The sequence below is a fragment of the Streptomyces sp. SGAir0957 genome (assembly GCF_043523415.1).
In genome coordinates this window covers 5,840,892-5,857,755 of sequence record NZ_CP027293.1, presented here as the reverse complement: position 1 = coordinate 5,857,755, position 16,864 = coordinate 5,840,892, and the positions used below count along the sequence as shown (strand labels likewise).

Annotated in this window: 14 protein-coding genes and 1 pseudogene; 6 read left to right on the top strand and 9 right to left on the bottom strand. The window is 72.5% G+C overall.

Annotated elements, in window-relative coordinates:
* Positions 1-80: 80 nt before the first annotated feature.
* Entirely contained in the window at positions 81-368 is a 288-nt protein-coding gene (locus C1N81_RS31290) for a hypothetical protein (protein ID WP_394434656.1), read from the top strand.
* Between the two features lie 182 nt (positions 369-550).
* Here C1N81_RS31290 and C1N81_RS31285 read toward each other — a convergent pair whose 3' ends face one another.
* From C1N81_RS31285 to C1N81_RS31275, 3 genes are read right to left on the bottom strand one after another with little or no spacing between them, the layout of a single operon-like run.
* Positions 551-1,624 carry a prenyltransferase gene (locus tag C1N81_RS31285; protein WP_394434655.1) on the bottom strand — a complete coding sequence of 358 codons (1,074 nt, stop codon included), beginning with the start codon at positions 1,622-1,624 and terminating at the stop codon, positions 551-553.
* Complete coding sequence (locus C1N81_RS31280) at positions 1,621-2,361, bottom strand: class I SAM-dependent methyltransferase (protein ID WP_394434654.1); 741 nt, start codon at positions 2,359-2,361, stop codon at positions 1,621-1,623. Before C1N81_RS31280 ends, C1N81_RS31285 begins: the two co-directional genes overlap by 4 nt.
* The gene (locus tag C1N81_RS31275) at positions 2,355-3,695 is read right to left on the bottom strand and encodes a glycosyltransferase family 4 protein (RefSeq protein WP_394434653.1); all 1,341 of its coding nucleotides are present in this window, start codon (positions 3,693-3,695) and stop codon (positions 2,355-2,357) included. The genes C1N81_RS31280 and C1N81_RS31275 overlap by 7 nt, the downstream gene beginning before the upstream one ends.
* A 221-nt stretch (positions 3,696-3,916) precedes the next feature.
* On the opposite strand from C1N81_RS31275, the gene C1N81_RS31270 reads away from it, so the two are divergent.
* Together C1N81_RS31270 and C1N81_RS31265 are read left to right on the top strand one after the other, a co-directional pair.
* Positions 3,917-4,537, top strand: coding sequence for a TetR family transcriptional regulator (locus tag C1N81_RS31270; RefSeq protein WP_394434652.1), 621 nt, complete (start codon positions 3,917-3,919; stop codon positions 4,535-4,537).
* A 145-nt stretch (positions 4,538-4,682) separates the two neighbouring features.
* Positions 4,683-5,147 (top strand): annotated as a pseudogene (locus tag C1N81_RS31265) (LuxR C-terminal-related transcriptional regulator); the annotation flags it as partial.
* Here C1N81_RS31265 and C1N81_RS31260 read toward each other — a convergent pair.
* From C1N81_RS31260 to C1N81_RS31235, 6 genes are all read right to left on the bottom strand, one after another.
* The gene (locus C1N81_RS31260) at positions 5,070-6,941 is read right to left on the bottom strand and encodes an ATP-binding cassette domain-containing protein (RefSeq protein WP_394434651.1); all 1,872 of its coding nucleotides are present in this window, start codon (positions 6,939-6,941) and stop codon (positions 5,070-5,072) included. The pseudogene C1N81_RS31265 and the gene C1N81_RS31260 sit on opposite strands and share 78 nt — an antisense overlap.
* The gene (locus tag C1N81_RS31255; protein ID WP_394434650.1) at positions 6,938-8,665 is read right to left on the bottom strand and encodes an ABC transporter ATP-binding protein; all 1,728 of its coding nucleotides are present in this window, start codon (positions 8,663-8,665) and stop codon (positions 6,938-6,940) included. The genes C1N81_RS31260 and C1N81_RS31255 overlap by 4 nt, the downstream gene beginning before the upstream one ends.
* A 154-nt stretch (positions 8,666-8,819) precedes the next feature.
* A complete protein-coding gene (locus tag C1N81_RS31250) occupies positions 8,820-8,954 on the bottom strand; it encodes a SapB/AmfS family lanthipeptide (RefSeq protein WP_394434649.1) in 135 nt (44 codons plus the stop codon).
* Positions 8,955-9,044: 90 nt separating this feature from the next.
* Complete coding sequence (gene lanKC / locus C1N81_RS31245) at positions 9,045-11,672, bottom strand: class III lanthionine synthetase LanKC (RefSeq protein ID WP_394438336.1); 2,628 nt, start codon at positions 11,670-11,672, stop codon at positions 9,045-9,047.
* Positions 11,673-11,859: 187 nt separating this feature from the next.
* Complete coding sequence (locus C1N81_RS31240) at positions 11,860-12,093, bottom strand: ferredoxin (RefSeq protein ID WP_394434647.1); 234 nt, start codon at positions 12,091-12,093, stop codon at positions 11,860-11,862.
* A gap of 2 nt (positions 12,094-12,095) precedes the next feature.
* The gene (locus C1N81_RS31235; RefSeq protein WP_394434646.1) at positions 12,096-13,568 is read right to left on the bottom strand and encodes an aldehyde dehydrogenase; all 1,473 of its coding nucleotides are present in this window, start codon (positions 13,566-13,568) and stop codon (positions 12,096-12,098) included.
* Between the two features lie 220 nt (positions 13,569-13,788).
* On the opposite strand from C1N81_RS31235, the gene C1N81_RS31230 reads away from it, so the two are divergent.
* The 3 genes from C1N81_RS31230 (at position 13,789) to C1N81_RS31220 (ending at position 16,392) form a co-directional block, all read left to right on the top strand.
* Entirely contained in the window at positions 13,789-14,859 is a 1,071-nt protein-coding gene (locus C1N81_RS31230) for an MBL fold metallo-hydrolase (protein ID WP_394434644.1), read from the top strand.
* Between the two features lie 107 nt (positions 14,860-14,966).
* The gene (locus C1N81_RS31225; protein WP_394434642.1) at positions 14,967-15,221 is read left to right on the top strand and encodes a hypothetical protein; all 255 of its coding nucleotides are present in this window, start codon (positions 14,967-14,969) and stop codon (positions 15,219-15,221) included.
* A gap of 13 nt (positions 15,222-15,234) precedes the next feature.
* Positions 15,235-16,392 (top strand): flotillin family protein, encoded by a 1,158-nt coding sequence (locus C1N81_RS31220; RefSeq protein ID WP_394434640.1) that lies wholly within the window; start codon positions 15,235-15,237, stop codon positions 16,390-16,392.
* Positions 16,393-16,864: the final 472 nt, after the last annotated feature.

Genomic DNA, 16,864 nt, shown 5'->3' with positions numbered 1-16,864 from the left:
GCCCGTCCGTGGCGGCGTCCCGTACCACGAGGCGCTCGGCGCCCTGGTTTTCCCGCGGGATTCGGGGACATCCGGACTGCATGTCTGTGAATCGAAGAGGCTCAAGCGCAGGCCGGGTTGTCATGATCATTGCAGACATCCTGGCCGTCATCCTCGTCCTGTGGATCCTGATGTACCTGCTGGACGCGAACCGGGGCAACGACCTGGTCCAGTGGGTCCACGACGCGGCGAACTGGCTCGCCGGCTGGTCGCACGACCTGTTCACCTTCGACGCCGCGTGGGCGCGCGTGGTCGCGGGCTACGGCCTCGCCGCCGTCGTCTACCTGGCGATCGGTCACTTCGTCGCCAACCAGCTGCGCCGCCACTGACCGGCTCCGCCATGGTGCCGGGATCTTGTGACGGGCCGGTGTGGTGGCGCGGGCCGCCGGCCGGGGCGCCCGGGCGAGGCGTCCGCAGGAGGGGACGGCGGCACGCGGGCCGGCGACGCGGCGCGCTCCCCGGGCACCGAGGGCCCGGGGCCGCGCCGTCCGGCCGCACGCCGAACGGAAGGCTAGACGCAGCAGTCCGGGTCCACTCCCGACGGGAGGAGCTGGCCGCCGAAGACCTGGCAGGTCGCCTCGTCGCCGCCGAGGGCCGCCACGGCGAGCAGCACCGAGCCCGCCGTCCATGTGGTCAGTTCCTCGGGCCACACGGCCCGGTCCTCGAAGACGTAGCCGGTCCAGTAGAGGCCGGAGCGCGGATCGCGCAGGTGCTGGATGTCCTGGAGGATCGTCAGCGCGCGGTCGGATTCGCCCGTCGCCCAGAGCGCGAGGGCGAGTTCGGCGCTCTCGCCGCCGGTGACCCACGGGTTCGGCACGACGCAGCGCACCCCGAGGCCGGGCACGACGAACCGCTCCCAGCCCTCGTCGATGCGCGCCTTCGCCTCGGCTCCGCGCAGGGCGCCGCCGAGCACCGGGTAGTACCAGTCCATGGAGTAGCGGTCCTTGTCGAGGAACCGCTCGGGGTGGCGCCGGATGGCGTGCCGCAGCGCGCCGACGGCCAGCTCCCAGTCGGGCTGCGGCTCCTCGCGCTGCTCGGCGATGGCGAGGGCGCAGCGCAGGGCGTGGTGGATCGACGAACTGCCGGTGAGGAGCGCGTCGTTCACCGCCGCGCCGTCCGGTTCGCGCTTCCAGCCGATCTGCCCGCCGGGCTGCTGGAGCCGCAGCACGAACTCGACGGCCGCGTACACCACGGGCCACATGCGGTCCAGGAACGCGTCGTCGCCGGTGGAGAGGTAGTGGTGCCAGACGCCGACGGCCACGTAGGCGACGAAGTTGGTCTCGCGGCCGTGGTCGGTGACGTCGCGGGGGTCGCCGTCGAGGTAGGCGGCGTACCAGGAGCCGTCCTCGTTCTGGTGGCGGGCGAGCCACTCATAGGCCCGCTCGGCGGCCTCGTGCTCCCCCGCCACGTCGAGCGCCATGGCGGCCTCGGTGTGGTCCCAGGGGTCCAGATGGTGGTGGCGGAACCACGGTATGGCGCCGTCCGGGCGCTGCGCGTCGAGCAGGCCGTGCACGGTCCGTGTGACCTGATCCGCCGTCAGGACGCCGTCGAGTACGAGGAGTTCGGTCCGTTCGGGACTGCTCACGCAGCGGCCCCGCTGTCCTTCGGCAGGTGCGGCTTGGTGGCGTAGGCGACGAAGCTCTTGCCGACGACGGGGTTGAGGAGCTGCTCGGCGACCCGGGTCAGGGCGGGCTTCTTCATGATGTCCCAGACCAGGAGCTTGTGGTACGCCTTGACCGGCAGCGCCTTGTCGTTGTCGACGCCGAACGCGCACTTCAGCCACCAGTACGGGGAGTGCAGCGCGTGCGCGTGATGGGTGCCGTACGGCTTCAGGCCCGCCTCGCGCATCCTGCCGAGCAGTTCGTCGGCCTTGTAGATGCGGATGTGGCCGCCCTCGACCTCGTGGTACTCGTCGGACAGTGCCCAGCAGACCTTCTCGGGGCCGTAGCGCGGCACGGTGACGGCGATGCGGCCGCCCGGCTTGAGGACGCGGACCATCTCGGCGAGCACGCCCTTGTCGTCGGGGATGTGCTCCATGACCTCGCTGATGATGACGACGTCGAACGACTCGTCGGGGAAGGGCAGGTGGAGCGCGTCGCCCTCCATCGCGGTGGCGGTGGCGCCCGCGGGGGCCTCCCCGGCCTCCTTCATGGCGGCGAACCACTTGGCGACCTCGGCGATCTCCTCCGCGTTCTGGTCGAGGGCGACGACCTGGGCCCCGCGCCGGTAGCACTCGAAGGCGTGCCGCCCCGCACCGCAGCCGAGGTCGAGGACGCGATCACCCGCGGCGAGCGGGAAGCGGGTGAAGTCGACGGTCAGCACGTGGCCCTGCTTTCCTGAGAGGTTTCCTGAGGAGCTGTCTGGTTAGGTCGTACGGGGGCGCCGGGGGCCGCCGCGTCGATGGCCGCGCGGTACAGCTCGGCGGTGCCCTGCGCGGCCCGCGCCCACGTGAAGCGGGCCAGGACCCGGGCGCGGCCGGCGGCGCCGAGGCGGGCCCGCAGGGGCGCGTCGCCGAGGAGGCGGAGCAGGGCGGCGGCGAGCGCGCCCGCGTCCCCGGTCGGTACCGCGAGGCAGGTCTCCCCGTCGGGGCCCGCGACCTCGGGGATCGCGCCGCCGGTGGTGGCGACGAGCGGGGTGCCGGTGGCCATGGCCTCGGCGGCGGGCAGCGAGAACCCCTCGTAGAGGGAGGGCACGCAGGCGACCTGTGCGGAGCGGACGAGATCGACGAGTTCCTGGTCGCTGATGCCCTTGACGAAGCGGACGGCGCCTTCGAGCCCGTACCGCTCGATGGCCTGGGCGACCGGGCCGTCCTCGGCGCGCTTGCCGACGACGACGAGGTGTGCGTCGGGCTGCTCGGCGCGGACCTTGGCGAGCGCTTCGACGAGGAAGACGAGGCCCTTGAGGGGGACGTCGGCGCTGGAGGTGGTCACGATCCGCCCCGGCACCTCGGCCACGGCCGGATCCGGCGAGAAGAGGTCGGTGTCGGCGCCGATGTGGACGACGCTGATGCGCTTCTCCTCGACGCCCAGGTGCTGCACGATCTCGTCGCGGGAGGTGCCGGAGACGGTCAGCACGGAGGGCAGGCGGCGGGCGACGCGCTTCTGCATCCGGGTGAACGCGTACCAGCGGCGCACCGAGAGGCGGCGGCGCCGGTTCGCGGCGGCGTCCAGCTCCAGCTGCCGGTCGACGGTGATCGGGTGGTGGATGGTGGTGACCAGCGGGGCGCCGAGCGCGTCCGGGCCGCCGAGGAGGCCGTAGCCGAGGGTCTGGTTGTCGTGCACGACGTCGAACTCGCCGCGTCTGGCCCGCAGATGGCGCCGGGCGCGCAGGGAGAACGTGAGGGGCTCGGGGAAACCGCCGGTCCACATGGTGGCGACCTCGGCGGCGTCGATCCAGTCCCGGTACTCCTCGCGCTTCGGCGTGCGGAACGGGTCGGGGCTGCGGTACAGGTCGAGGCTGGGCAGCTCGGTGAGGGAGAGCCCGGCCAGGTCCTCGCCCTCGTCCAGTACGGGGTAGGGCTGGGCGCCGATCACCTCCACCCGGTGCCCGAGCCGGGCCAGCTCACGCGAGAGGTGCCGCACGTACACGCCCTGGCCCCCGCAGAACGGGTTGCCCTTGTACGTGAGCAGAGCGATGCGCAACGACTCCGCGGTCACTCCAGGCCACCCTTCTCCCTGCTTGCCCGTGGACACTGGACACTACGTGGGGACGCTAATCTAGAACAAGTTTCAGACTGGATCGTTCAATGTGCATCGAATCTACCGGCAGGTAGCGAGGCTGTGACCGGCGGATCGGGTGATTCACGCCACGGCCGGACCACCGGCCGCCGACGGCACCACGGGACACGGACCGGACCACGGGACACGGAAGCGAACTGATGACAGCTCCGGACGGCAGAAGCTCCGCGCAGGGCGCCCCCGCCCTCACCGAGCGGCAGGAGGCGCGGCGCCGCCGCATCCTGCACGCGAGCGCCCAGCTCGCGGCCCGCGGCGGCTTCGACGCGGTACAGATGCGCGAGGTCGCCGAGGTCTCGCAGGTCGCTCTCGGCACGCTGTACCGCTACTTTCCCAGCAAGGTCCATCTGCTCGTCGCCACCATGCAGGACCAGTTGCAGCACATGCACACCACGGTCCGCAAGCGTCCGCCGTCCTCGGACTCCCCCGCCGAGCGCGTCGCCGAGACGCTGATGCGCGCCTTCCGGGCCCTCCAGCGTGAGCCACATCTGGCCGACGCGATGGTGCGGGCGCTCACCTTCGCGGACCGCAGCGTCAGCCCGGAGGTCGACCAGGTCTCGCGGCAGACCACGGCGATCATCCTGGACGCCATGGAGCTGGACGACCCGACGCCCGCGCAGCTCTCCGCCGTCCGCGTCATCGAGCACACCTGGCACTCCGCGCTCATCACCTGGCTGTCCGGGCGGGCCTCCATCGCCCAGGTGAAGATCGACATCGAGACGGTGTGCCGGCTCATCGACGTGACCGATCCCGGCCAGCGCTGAGCGATTTGTGGCCGTTGACAGTTCCGCCCGCCCTTAACGGGGAACCCGTCGGTTGAATTGTTCAAGCGCTTGGGGGAGCGACGGGCGCGGACGGTTTTGAGGGGGCAGCGTGATCCGGGTACTTCTCGTGCACGACTCCTGTCTGATGCGTTCGGCGCTGGCCGAACGGCTCGGACGGGAACCGGATTTGGAAGTGCATCACACACCATGGCGTACGGCGGGCGTCCGCGTGGGCGCACTCGCGCCGCAGATATGCGTGGCGGACCTGGACTGCGACGCGTCGTACGGCACACCACCGCTGGCGGAGCTGCGCAGCGCACTCGTGGTACTCGCCAGCAAGAGCAAGCCTGGACCGCTGCGCAGGGCCATGGAGGCCCAGGCGCTCGGCTTCGTGGACAAGGACGGACCCGTGGAACAACTCCTCACCGGAATCCGGCAGGTCGCACAGGGACAGCGGTTCGTGGACGACTCGCTGGGGTTCGGGTTCCTCAGAGCGGCGCAGAACCCCTTAACCCGAAGAGAGCTGGGGGTGTTATCCCTCGCGGCCGAGGGGGCTCCGGTCGCCGAGATCGCGCGCCGCCTGCATCTGTCCAACGGCACGGTGCGCAACTACATGGCCGCCATCACCCGCAAGATCGGCGCCCGCAACAGGATCGACGCCATACGCATCTCCCAGGGCGAGGGCTGGCTGTGACGGCTGCTCCGGCAGCCCCCACGCCCCGGCCAGATCGCGGTAGAGCGGCGAGCGCAGCAGCAGTTCCCCGTGGTCCCCGCTGACGGTGCGGGGGCCGTCCATCACCAGCACGCGGTCGGCCCGGTGGGCGGAGCTGATCCGGTGGGCGACCACCACCAGGGTCCCGCCGGGCCGGGCCGCGAACGCCCGCTCCGCCCGCTCCTCCGCCGCCGGGTCGAGATGGCAGGTCGCCTCGTCGAGCAGGGCGAGCGGCGCGGGCGACAGGTAGGCGCGGGTCAGCGCGATCAGCTGGCGCTCCCCCGCGGACAGGGCCGCCGGGTCGAAGGGGGCGTCCAGCCCGCCGAGCCGTACGAGCAGCGCGTCGAGGCCGACGGCGGTCGCGGCGGCGGTGAGTTCGGCGTCGGGCACCGGGTCCTGGCGCAGGTAGCCGAGGTTGTCGCGCAGGGTGCCGCCGAAGACGTACGCCTCCTGCGGGATGAGGACGCGTTCGGCGGCGGCCCGCGGGGAGCCGGCGGGCAGCCCGCAGACCCGGACCTCCCCGGCGCCGGGGACGAGCAGTCCGGCGGCGAGCCCGGCGAGCGTGGACTTGCCGATGCCGCTGGGGCCGACGACGGCGAGGTGGCCGCCGCGCGGGACGGTCAGGTCAAGACGGTCGACGACGGGCGCGGCGCCCGGCCCGTACGCGAAGGTGAGCCCGGACACGTGCAGGGCGGGAGCGGAAGGGTCGCCGTCCCCGACGGTCGACTCCCGCGCAGGCGGTTCCTCCTGCCCCGTCTCCACGGTCAGCCTGCGCAGCACCACGGCCAGGCGTGAGCCGCCCGCGCCGAGGCCGTGCACGAGGCTCTGCAGGGCGGGGGCGAGGGACTGCCCGACGTAGGCGAGGGCGCCGACGAGGGCGCCCGGGGTCACGCCCCGGTCGAGCGTCCAGGGCGCCGTCACCAGGAGCAGCAGCAGCGGCAGCTGGGCGCCGATGCCGAGGGCGAGCCCGCGCGGGACGGCCCACCAGGCGAGGGTGCGGGCGGCCCGGTACTCGTGGTCGATCAGGGCGCCCGCGCCGCGTGCCGTGGGCTCCTCGGCACCTGCGGCGGTGACGTCCCTGAGCCCGGCGCAGACGACGGCGAGCCGCGCCGAGACGCTCTCGTCGGCGATCAGGTAGCTCTCCTGCCCGCGTGCGAGCGGCCGCAGGGTGCCGAGGAACAGGGCGACGCCCGCGATCAGCGGCGGCGCGACGACGAGCAGCAGGACCGGGGCGAGCGAGAACAGGCCGACGAGCGCGCCCGTGGCGGTGAACACGAACGACCGGGAGACCATGATCAGCCCGGCGAAGGTGTCCCGGGCGATCTCCACCTGCTGGGTGAGGCGCGAGACGGCCGCCCCGTCGCCGCCGCGCACCCCGCGCTCGACGACGCGGCGCACCAGGAGGTCCCGCAGCGGTTCGACGAGCCCGGCGACGGCCCCGTAGACCTTGGCGGTGCCGAGGGCGCCCGCGGCGACGCCGAGGACGGCCACGCCCAGCCAGAGGAGACCCGTGTCCTGGCGTCCGGCGAGGAATCCGTCGTCGAGCGCGCGGGCGAGCGCGAGGCCGAGCAGGAAGGTCTGGCCGGTCTCCAGGACCGACCAGAGGGCGAGCCGCACGACCGTGGCGCGGCGCCGCAGCAGGAAGCGCAGGCCGCGGCGGTACGTGCCCGGGTTCGGGGCGGTCGTGGTCATGCCACTTCCTCCGCTTGGGTGCTTGCGAAGACGGCCCGGTACTCCGGGTCCCGCCAGAGCCGTGCGTGCGGGCCGAGCGCGCGGACCCGGCCGCCGTCGAGCCAGGCGACGGTAGTGGCGCGGGCGGCGGTCGTGGCGCGGTGGGCGACGACGAGGCGGGTGGTGCCGGGCGTGTGCCGCAGCAGCGCGGCGGCGATCTCCCGTTCGGTGATCATGTCGAGGCTGGACAGCGCGTCGTCCAGGACGAGCAGCCGCCCGCCGTGCGCGAACGCCCGCGCGAGGCCCAGGCGTTGGGCCTCGCCGCCGGACAGGGGCGCGTCGGCGCAGGCGGTCGCGTACCCGTCGGGCAGCCGGCGGACGAAGGTGTCGGCGCGGGCGGCCTCGGCGGCGCGGACGATCCGCTCGTCGTCGCCCGTACGGGGTCCTGGCCCGAGGGCGATCGTGTCGGCAAGGGTGTCGCCGAGCAGGGTGGGCCGCTCGAAGGCGTAGCCGACGGCGGCGCGCAGCTCGGCCCGGTTCAGCTCGGTGAGCGGTACCCCGTCGAGCAGGACGGTCCCTTCGTCGGGGTCGGCGAGGCGGCCGGCGAGGGCGGCGAGCGTGGACTTGCCCGCGCCGGAGACACCGACCACGGCGACGGTCTCCCCGGCGGGGACGGTCAGATCGAGCCGGTCGAGAACGGTCCGGCCGTCGCGCCGTGCGGTGACGGAGCGCAGTTCGAGCCGCCCGCCGCCCGCGCGCAGGGGCGTGTCCCCGTACGCGGGCGCCCGCTGCTCCAGGACGTCGCCGAGCCGTTGTCCTGCCGCGCGGGTGCGGACCAGGGCGGCGATGTCGCCGACGAGCATGCCGACGCCGGTGGCGAGGGCGGCGTACCGGGAGGCGGCGAGCAACTCCCCGACGGAGAGCCGGTCGTGGAGGAGGAGCAGCCCGGCCGTGGCGATGACGGCGATCTGGAGCAGCGGCGCGAGGGCGACGGCTCCCGCGCTGGCGCGCCCCTGCACGTGCCACAACCGCAGCCCCTGATGGCGCAGTTCGGGCAGGGGTTCGAGGACGCGGGCGGTCTCGCGCTCCGCCGTGTGCGCGGCGGCGATGGTGCGGGCCCCGCCGATCGCCTCGGTGAGCCGGGTCGCGAGGTCGCCCTGCGCCTTCTGGTAGGCGCTGACGCAGTCGGACGAGGCGCGGGCGAAGGCGCGGAGCAGCAGGGCGAGCGCGGGCGCCCCGGCGAGGAACGCGGCGACGAGCCAGGGGTCGGTGAGGCCGAGGGCGACGAGCGCGCCGACGGGTGTGATCACGGTGGCGGCGAGCGCGGCGACGGTCGCCGGGGCGGGTCCGGCCTGCGCGGTGGAGCCGACCAGCCGGGCGACGAGGTCACCGGCAGGGAAGCGGGCGGTGGCGCCGGGGCCGACGTTCAGGACGTGGCCGACGAGGCGGTGGCGCAGCCAGGCGGTGGTGCGGGCGTTGGTGGTGCCGGTGAGGACGTCCTCGCAGGCGCCGAGCAGCATGAGCCCGCCGAGCAGGACGCCGCAGATCAGCAGCCAGTGGTGGGCGGCGCCGTCCTTCGCGGGCGCGGTGTGCGCGGCGAACAGGGCGTCCAGGGTGCGCCCCAGCACGTAGGGAAGGAGCAGGCCCGCGCCCGAGGTGACGACGGTGAGCAGGCAGAGGGCCAGACAGCGGCCCGCGCTGTACCGGGTGGCGGAGCGCAGGAGCGCGTCGCCGGAGCCCTTCATGGGTCCTCGCATCCGTCCGGTCGGGGCAGGGAAGAAGACGGGGCCGCCCACCAGGGGCGACCCCGCCGTCGTCAGTACTGAGAGACCTTCGTCACCGGTTGTGGAAGACCGTGGTCGTCAGTTCTGAGGAGCCTTCGTCGCGGCGGACGGACCGTCACAGACAAAGGATCGTGCTGTTGGAGCTGTGCTTGTCGCAGAGCAGCAGGCTGACGTTGCTGCCCGCGTCGCCGCCGCCGCCACCGCCGGTGGTCTCGTCGGCTTCCATGCTCTGCAGGTCGAGAAGTGCCATGGTCTTCCCTTTCGTCAACTTCATCTCATGGGGACGGGGTGGTGCTGTGCGGTTGTTGTGTCACGACTCCGGACGGTGCCGGGGCCGGCTTCAGGGCCGCCGCAGGGGCGGGAGGAACGGCAGGTGGACGCCGCGTTCCGGTTCCATGGCCGCGCCGAGCGCGAGGAGGCACCCTGCCGTTCCGGTGCCGAGGTCCATGGACAGGCGCATCATCTGGTGCCCGGGGAAGGCGAGTTCGCCCTTGTACGGCATCGACAGCCAGCCGAGGGCGTCGATCTGCGCGGCGAGCTGCGCCCGGGTGGCGCCGGGCGCCGTGGTGCGGGCGAGGTGCAGGATCATTCCGGCGCGGCCTTCGAGGAGGCCGGGCTGGACGTAGAAGCGGGAGGTCGCGGCGGTGACGATGGACGTGCGGACCTGTTCGGGGTCGCGCCCGCCGAGGTCGGCGCCCGGGGCGATCCGCAGATAGTCGTCGAGGACCATGCCGACCCCGGCGCTGCCGTCCCCGAGGTAGGGCATGGTGCGCCAGCCCTCGTCGACATGGAGCCCGCCGTCGGACGAGGTACGGCACCGGTCGAGGTCCAACTCAAGCGCTGTGCCGGCCAGTTCGAGGTGTTCGGGGTCGCCCGTGTGCTCGTACAGCCGCAGCAGGAACAGGGCGGGCCCGGTGAGGCCGCGCATCAGTCCGGCCCGCCGCTTGGAGGTGGGGGCCCGGTCCGTGTCGCGTACGTGGACGATCCGGTCGGCGACGATCCCGGCCGCCTCCAGGGCCCGGTCCGCGAGGGCGCTCTCGCCGGTGGCGCGGGCGAGGTGGTCGAGGACGAGGCCGACGCCGGCGAGCCCGCCGTTCAGGCCGGTGGTCAGCCGCTGCCACTTCTCGCCGAGCAGCCGGTCGACGAGGTCGAGGGCGCGTTGCCGGTGCCCCATGCGCTCCATGGCGTAGGCGATGCCCGCGAGGCCGTCGTAGAGGCCGAGCGCGGTGCCGGCCGGTACGGGGTCGGTGTGGTCGAGGAGCCACTGCTCGCCCTGTTCGTAGCGGGCGGCGCCGGTCTGGTCGAGGGCGAGGAGGACGCCGGCCGCGCCGTGGGCGAGGCCGAGGCCGCCGCCGGTGGCGAACTGGGCGACGTCGCCGGGGAAGAGCCGGTCGTCGCGGTCCGGGGTGGCCGAGGCGAGGACGGCCGCGGCCATGGAGTCGCGGGCGGCGGGCCAGTCGCCGGGCTCGGCGCACGGCGCGGCGCCGGTCGCTCCCCTCCTCGTGACCGGCGGCGCGTCCGCGCTCCCCCGGGTGATCTCGGCGACGGCCTCGTCGAGGAAGTCCCGGGGGACGGTGGGGAACTCGGCCGCGATGATGTCCGCGAGGTGCGCGGCCTTCGCGCGGTCCACGACGAACAGGGTCGTGACGGGCAGGAACAGCGCGATCCGCAGACAGGCGAGGGCGTAGCGGTCGATGTCGGTGCCGGTGCGGTCCAGGGGCGCCCAGAAGCCGGGGTGGGCCAGCATCTGGCCGCCGTTCTCCTCGGCGCGGGTGGCGGCCTCGAAGTCGATGAGGGTGACGGACTGCTCGTCGGGTTCGACCATGATGTTGAACAGGTGCAGGTCGTTGAAGACGATGCCGCGCTCGTGGACGGCGGCGACGGCCTTCTCGACGGCGGCGTTGATCCGCAGCACCCAGTCCGCGTACGCGGCGACGGTCTCCTGGTCGGGGTCGGGCGAGAGCAGCGGGTGCCGCTCGGCGAAGAACGCGTTGAGCGGGCGCCCTTCCACGAAGTCCATGACGAGGAAGCGGTGGTCGCCGATGAGGAACCAGTCCCGCACCTCGGGCGCCACACCGAGCCCGGAGAGCCGCTCCAGGGCGGCCTTCTCGCGCTCCAGGCGGGCGATGGCGTCGGCCCCGTCGGCGGCGAGACCGGCGTGCGGCCGGCCCTCCTTGAGGACGACCTTGCGGCCGTCGCGGGTGTCGACGCCCCGGTAGACGCCGCCTCCGTTGGAGAAGTGCAGGGCCTTCTCGAAGCGGTACGGCAGCTCGGTGACGGTCGTCGCGTTGCGGGCGTCGAAGTGGGGTTTGAGGAAGGCGGGCAGGGGCACCCAGTCGGGGACGTGGAACGCGGGCTCCCTGTTGTCGGGCACGAGGCGGCCTTCACCGTCCTCGATGGCCGGGACAAGTACCCCGCGCTCATTGACGACCATGCGGCGGGCGAAGGCGCCGTAGCGCACGTAAAGCGGACCGTCGCCCCAGCGCAGATCGGTGAGAATGTAGGGCCCGTCGAACCCGCGAAGGAGTTCGTCGAGCTCTTCGAGTATGCGGTGGCATTGGCGGTCGTCGGCCGGATAGACGGTGACGAACTTCCCGCTGGTGTCGCGGCTCGCATATTTGGCGTTCCGTAAATGGAGCAGATGCGGCGCCGGCACGAATTTGAACGGAATACCGCGCGGCACGCAGTAGTCCCAGACGATCGAGGCCATCTTCTCCGCGTCGCCCCGGGTGGCCGAGGCATGGATCTTCCACCCCTGCTCAGGGCCCTGGCGGGGCGCGCCGTCGGCGTCGAGCGGGGTGAGATTCAGCCATTCCCCGTTGGTGTCCGAGCGCCATCCGTCGGGCACAGGCCTGCGGGCCGTCTCGAACTCGGGCAGGGCGCGCGCTTTCCCGTCCCCGGCGAGCCGCTCGGGCGTCTCGTAGAAATGCGGGTCGGCAAGGGCGTAGACCTCGTACCGCTTGTCCATGGCGTGGTCCGCCCTCCTCGGCATCTCGTTGTCGGACGGCAACGAGATTGGCATGCGGCCAAGGAAGGCGGACAGTCACAGGCGTCATGAGAAAACTATGCGGAACGCACGAGGTAAGTAATGTTCGCCCCGTTCGAAATCTACCGCACGCATATTCGACATACACGTGCCGATGTCCATCGCGGATTCATTCCTCCGGCGGGAAGACCGGCTCTCCCCCGTCGGCGATCGTGATCATGATGGCCTCGACGGGACACCCCTCCGCCGCCGCCAGGACGTTCTCGTTCGCGTCCGTCTCGGACTCCTCCGGGTGCGACTGGCGCGCCGCGTCGAGGCGGAAGGCGCCGGGCGCGTGGTGCACACACATGCCCGAGCCGATGCAGACGCCCCGGTCGACCTCCACATGCCAGCGGTCGCCCATGCTCAGCCCTCCTCGGGTGCGTACCCGGCGGGCAGATGGATCATCTTGTGCTCCAGGTAGGCGCCGAACCCCTCGGGGCCGAACTCCCGCCCCAGGCCGCTGTTCTTGTAGCCGCCGAAGGGTCCGAGCATGTCGAGGCTGAAGGTGTTCACGTTGTACGTGCCGGTGCGCACCTGCCGCGCGAGGTCGATGCCGTGTGCGACGTCGGCGGTCCAGACGCTGCCGCTGAGCCCGTAGTCGGAGTCGTTGGCGATCTTCACGGCCTCGGCCTCGTCCCCGTACGGGAGGAGGCAGATGACGGGCCCGAAGATCTCCTCACGGGCGATGCGCATGCCGTTGTGGACGTCGCCGAAGAGGGTCGGCTCGACGTACCAGCCGTGTTCGAGCCCGGCGGCGGTGGGCGCACCCCCACCCGTGAGGATCTTGGCACCCTCCTCCTGCCCGATCCGGATGTAGTCGAGGCTGCGCTGCTGCTGGCGCCGGGCGACGAGCGGTCCGACCTGGGTGGCGGGGTCGAGCGGATCACCGACGGCGAGGGCGGAGGCGGCCGCGGTGAACGCCTCGGCGAACTCGTCGTAGCGCGAGCGCGGCAGCAGGATGCGGGTCTGGGCGACACACGCCTGCCCGTTGTTCATCCAGGCGGCGGGCACGACCCCGGCGACGGTCGGCTCCACGTCGGCGTCGGGCAGCACGACGGCGGCCGACTTGCCGCCCAACTCCAGGGTCACCCGGGTCAGATGACGGGAGGCGACCTCCATGACCCGCTTGCCGGCGGCGACGGACCCGGTGAACGAGATCTTGTCGATCCCCGGATGCCCGACCAGGTACTCGCTCACCTCACGGTCGGCGGGAAGGATGGAGAGGACCCCCTCCGGCAGCCCGGCCTCGCGCGCGATCTCGCCGAGGAGGTAGGCGTCGAGGGGCGACTCCGGCGACGGTTTCAGGACGACCGCGCAGCCGGCGAGGAGCGCGGGCGCGAGCTTGGCGGCGGCCACGAACTGCGGCACGTTCCACGGCACGACGGCGGCGACGACCCCGACCGGCTCCCGCCGCACGAGCAGCTTCCCGAGGGCGCCGTCGCGCGTCTCCTCGTAGGTGAAGCCGCGTGCGACATTGATCGCGGAGTCCCAGACCATCATCGCGCCGAGCGCCTGGGCGAGGACGGACCAGGAGTAGGGCGACCCGTTCTCCCGCGAGATGAGCTTCGCGATCTCCTCGTGGCGGACGGCGATGGCGTCCTTCACGCGGGTGACGACGGCGATCCGCTCGTCCAGGCCCATGCGCGGCCAGGGGCCCTCGTCGAAGGCGCGGCGCGCGGCGGCGACGGCCCGGTCCACGTCGGCGGGCGCGGCGTGCGGCACCCGGCCGAAGACCTCGCCGGTGTGCGGGGAGACGACCTCGATGACGTCCTTGCCGAGGGGGTCGGTCAGCTCCCCGCCGATGAACAGCTGGCTGTGTTCCACGAGCTCGGTCATGACGACCACCGCTTCCGCATCCGTGAGGTGTCCTGGCGCTCCGAACCTTTCTGACACTGCATCAGAACTGATACCAGTTCTACTTGTACGGCGGAAGACGAGGGGCGCCCCCTGGGCAGGCCGCCTCGGGCAACCATTGAAACAAGTTCTACAACTTCGTTTACAGTGGCGGCAGTTCGGCGCGGCGACGAGCGCACTCGGCGGCGGAGGGGCACCCCCGATGACAGGACCGACTGGGACCACACCGGCGACGCGGGTGAGCGACCACGGCGGAGGCGTGCACAGCATCCGCGTGCCGATCCCCGACAACCCCCTCGGCTTCACCCTCATCTACCTCCTGGACACCGACGCGGGCCCCGTCCTCGTCGACACCGGCTGGGACGACCCCGCGTCCTGGACCGCGCTCACCGAGGGCCTGACCGCGTGCGGCACCACGGTCACCGATCTCACCGGCGTCCTCATCACCCACCACCACCCCGACCACCACGGCCTCTCCGCCAAGGTCCGCGAGGCGTCCAGCGCCTGGATCGCCATGCACGAGGCGGACGCCGCCGTCGTACGCCGCACCCGCGAGAACCCGCCCGCGCGCTGGTACGCGTACATGGCCGCCAAACTGCTCGCCGCCGGAGCGCCCGAGGAGCATGTGGCGCCGCTGGTCACCGCCGCGGAGACGGGCCGCCCGCGCCGCCTGCCAGGGCTCGACGCGGCCCTGCCCGACCGCGCCGTCACCCCCGGCGACCTCCTCGACCTGCCCGGCCGCCGCCTCCGCGCGATCTGGACCCCGGGACACACGCCCGGCCACCTCTGCCTGCACCTGGAAGAGGCCCACCCGTCGGGCCTCGCGGGCAACGGCCGCCTCTTCTCCGGCGACCACGTGCTGCCCGGCATCAGCCCGCACATCGGCCTCTACGAGGACCCGTCCGTCGAGGAGGGCTCCACCGACCCGCTCGGCGACTACCTCGACTCCCTGGAACGCGTCGGGCGCCTCGCCCCGGCGGAGATACTCCCCGCCCACCAGCACCCCTTCACGGACGCGCCCGCACGGGTCCGGGAACTGCTCGACCACCACGAGGCCCGCCTCACCGGCCTGCGCGGGCTGCTGTCCGCGCCGCTCACCCCCTGGCAGCTCGCCGAGCGCATGGAATGGAACAGGCCCTGGGCCGACATCCCCTACGGCTCCCGCACCATCGCCGTCTCCGAGGCGGAGGCGCACCTGCGCAGACTGGTGAAACTGGGCCGCGTGGAGACCGTCCCGGGCAGCGACCCCGTCACCTACGTGGCGGCCCCCTGACCGGCGACGGATCTTTGCCGCGCGTAGATGGAAGGGCCCTGCCCGCAGGCGTAGGGTCTGGCCTTCAAGGGCTCAACTGAGCTGGAACGACAAGGGGGCGGCCGCCGATGGCGCCGGACGAGGCTGTGGTCGGCTGTACGGGGAAGCTCGTCGTCGGCACCCGGGGTGCCGACGGTCCGGGCGAGGTACTGGTACGGGTCAGGGGCGGCACGGAGACGTTTCTCGCGTACTCCGACGAACCCCTGATCCGGGACACGACCGTGCTGGTCACCGAGTCCCTCGGACACCGCAAGGTGACCGTCATGGCCTGGAGCGACCCACTCCTCGAACCGCCGCTCGGCGGCGACGGCGGCGCCCGCTAAGGAGACATCAGGGATGTTCGGATATCGCGTTCCCGCACCCGACGAGGCGATGCTGATCTCGGGCGGCAGGCGGGGACTTGGGGGAGCGCCGTTCCGCGTCGTCACCGGACACGGAAAGTTCGTCCTGCCCGTCTTCCGCAAGACCCGCTTCCTCTCCCTCGCCATGAGCGAGGCGGAGGTCGTCGAGAAGTGCGTGACCCGGCAGGGCATCGCCCTGACCGTGCGCGCCGTCATCGCGTTCAAGGTCGGCAACGACCACGAGTCCATCGTCAACGCCGGCCAGCGCTTCCTCTCCGACCAGGAACAGATGTCCGTCCTCACCGGGCGGATCTTCGCCGGTCACCTGCGCTCGATCATCGGCTCCATGACGGTCGAGGAGATCGTCACCGAGCGGCAGAAACTGGCGACGGAGGTCCTCGACACGTCCAAGGCCGAGATGGCCAAGATCGGGCTGCACGTCGACTCGCTCCAGATCCAGTCCATCGACGACGGCCAGACCGGCTACATCGAGGCGATGTCGCGTCCGCACAAGGCCAACATCCAGCGGGCCGCGCAGATCGCCCAGGCCCAGGCCACCCAGGCGTCCGCCGAGGCGGAACAGGCCGCCGCCCGCAAGCAGGCCGAGTACGCGCGCCAGACCGCGATCGTGCAGGCCGAGTACAACGCCGAGGTCGACCGGGCCAAGGCGCAGGCCGACCAGGCGGGGCCGCTGGCGCTCGCGCGTGCGCAGCAGGAGGTTCTGGCGGCCCAGACCGAGCTGGCGCTCAAGCAGGCGGAGCTCCGGGAGAAGCAGCTCGTCGCCGAGATCGTGAAGCCCGCGCAGGCGGACGCGGAGCGGATCCGGGTCCTGGCGCTGGCCGAGGCCGAGCGGATGAAGATCCAGGCGGAGGCTGCCGCCAGCTATGACCGGGTCGCGCTCGACCGGATGCTCATCGATCAGTTGCCGCAGATCGTGAAGGAGGCGTCTGCCGGTCTTGCCGGGGCCAACGTGAATGTGCTCAATGGGGCGGACGGGCTCGGGGAGATCGCGGCGGGCCTCGTCGGACAGGGGCTGACGATCCTCGACTCGGTCCGCAAGAACCTGGGCGGTTCGGCTGAGCCGGGCACCGGGATCGAGCGGTACGTGGGGGCGCCGCGGGGGGATGACGACGGGCCGGTCGACGTACGGTAAGTGGTCCGCCGCGGGGCGTCCGCCGGTTCGCCGTAGGGGCTCGGACCGGTGCGCGACCGCGGGCCTCGTCGTGGCTGGTCGCGCAGTTCCCCGCGCCCCTGGGCGGCGCGACCGTAACCGTCGCCCGCGAGGTGCGCCCCGTCAGGGGCGCGGGGAACTGCGCGAGCAACCACGACGCACCCGCACCCACGAACAAACCGGAGAAGCCACGGCGCCCGGCTGAGGGACGCGGGTCCACCCCCGACCGACCCCCGCCCGGCAGGGCACCCGCGACTCACCCGGAGGGGCTCGCTCGGGGGCCGGTACAGTGGCTGGGTCGTCATAGGCGCGTCCTAGGGGAGGCCGGTGCGAGTCCGGCGCTGATCCCCTCCCCAAGCTCTCGGCTGCGCTCGAGCAGGGGATACCCCGATCCGTACAGCCGGAGTGCCTGGGGCGCGTCATGATCGGCTCAGGACCGTCGAGGCATACGGGA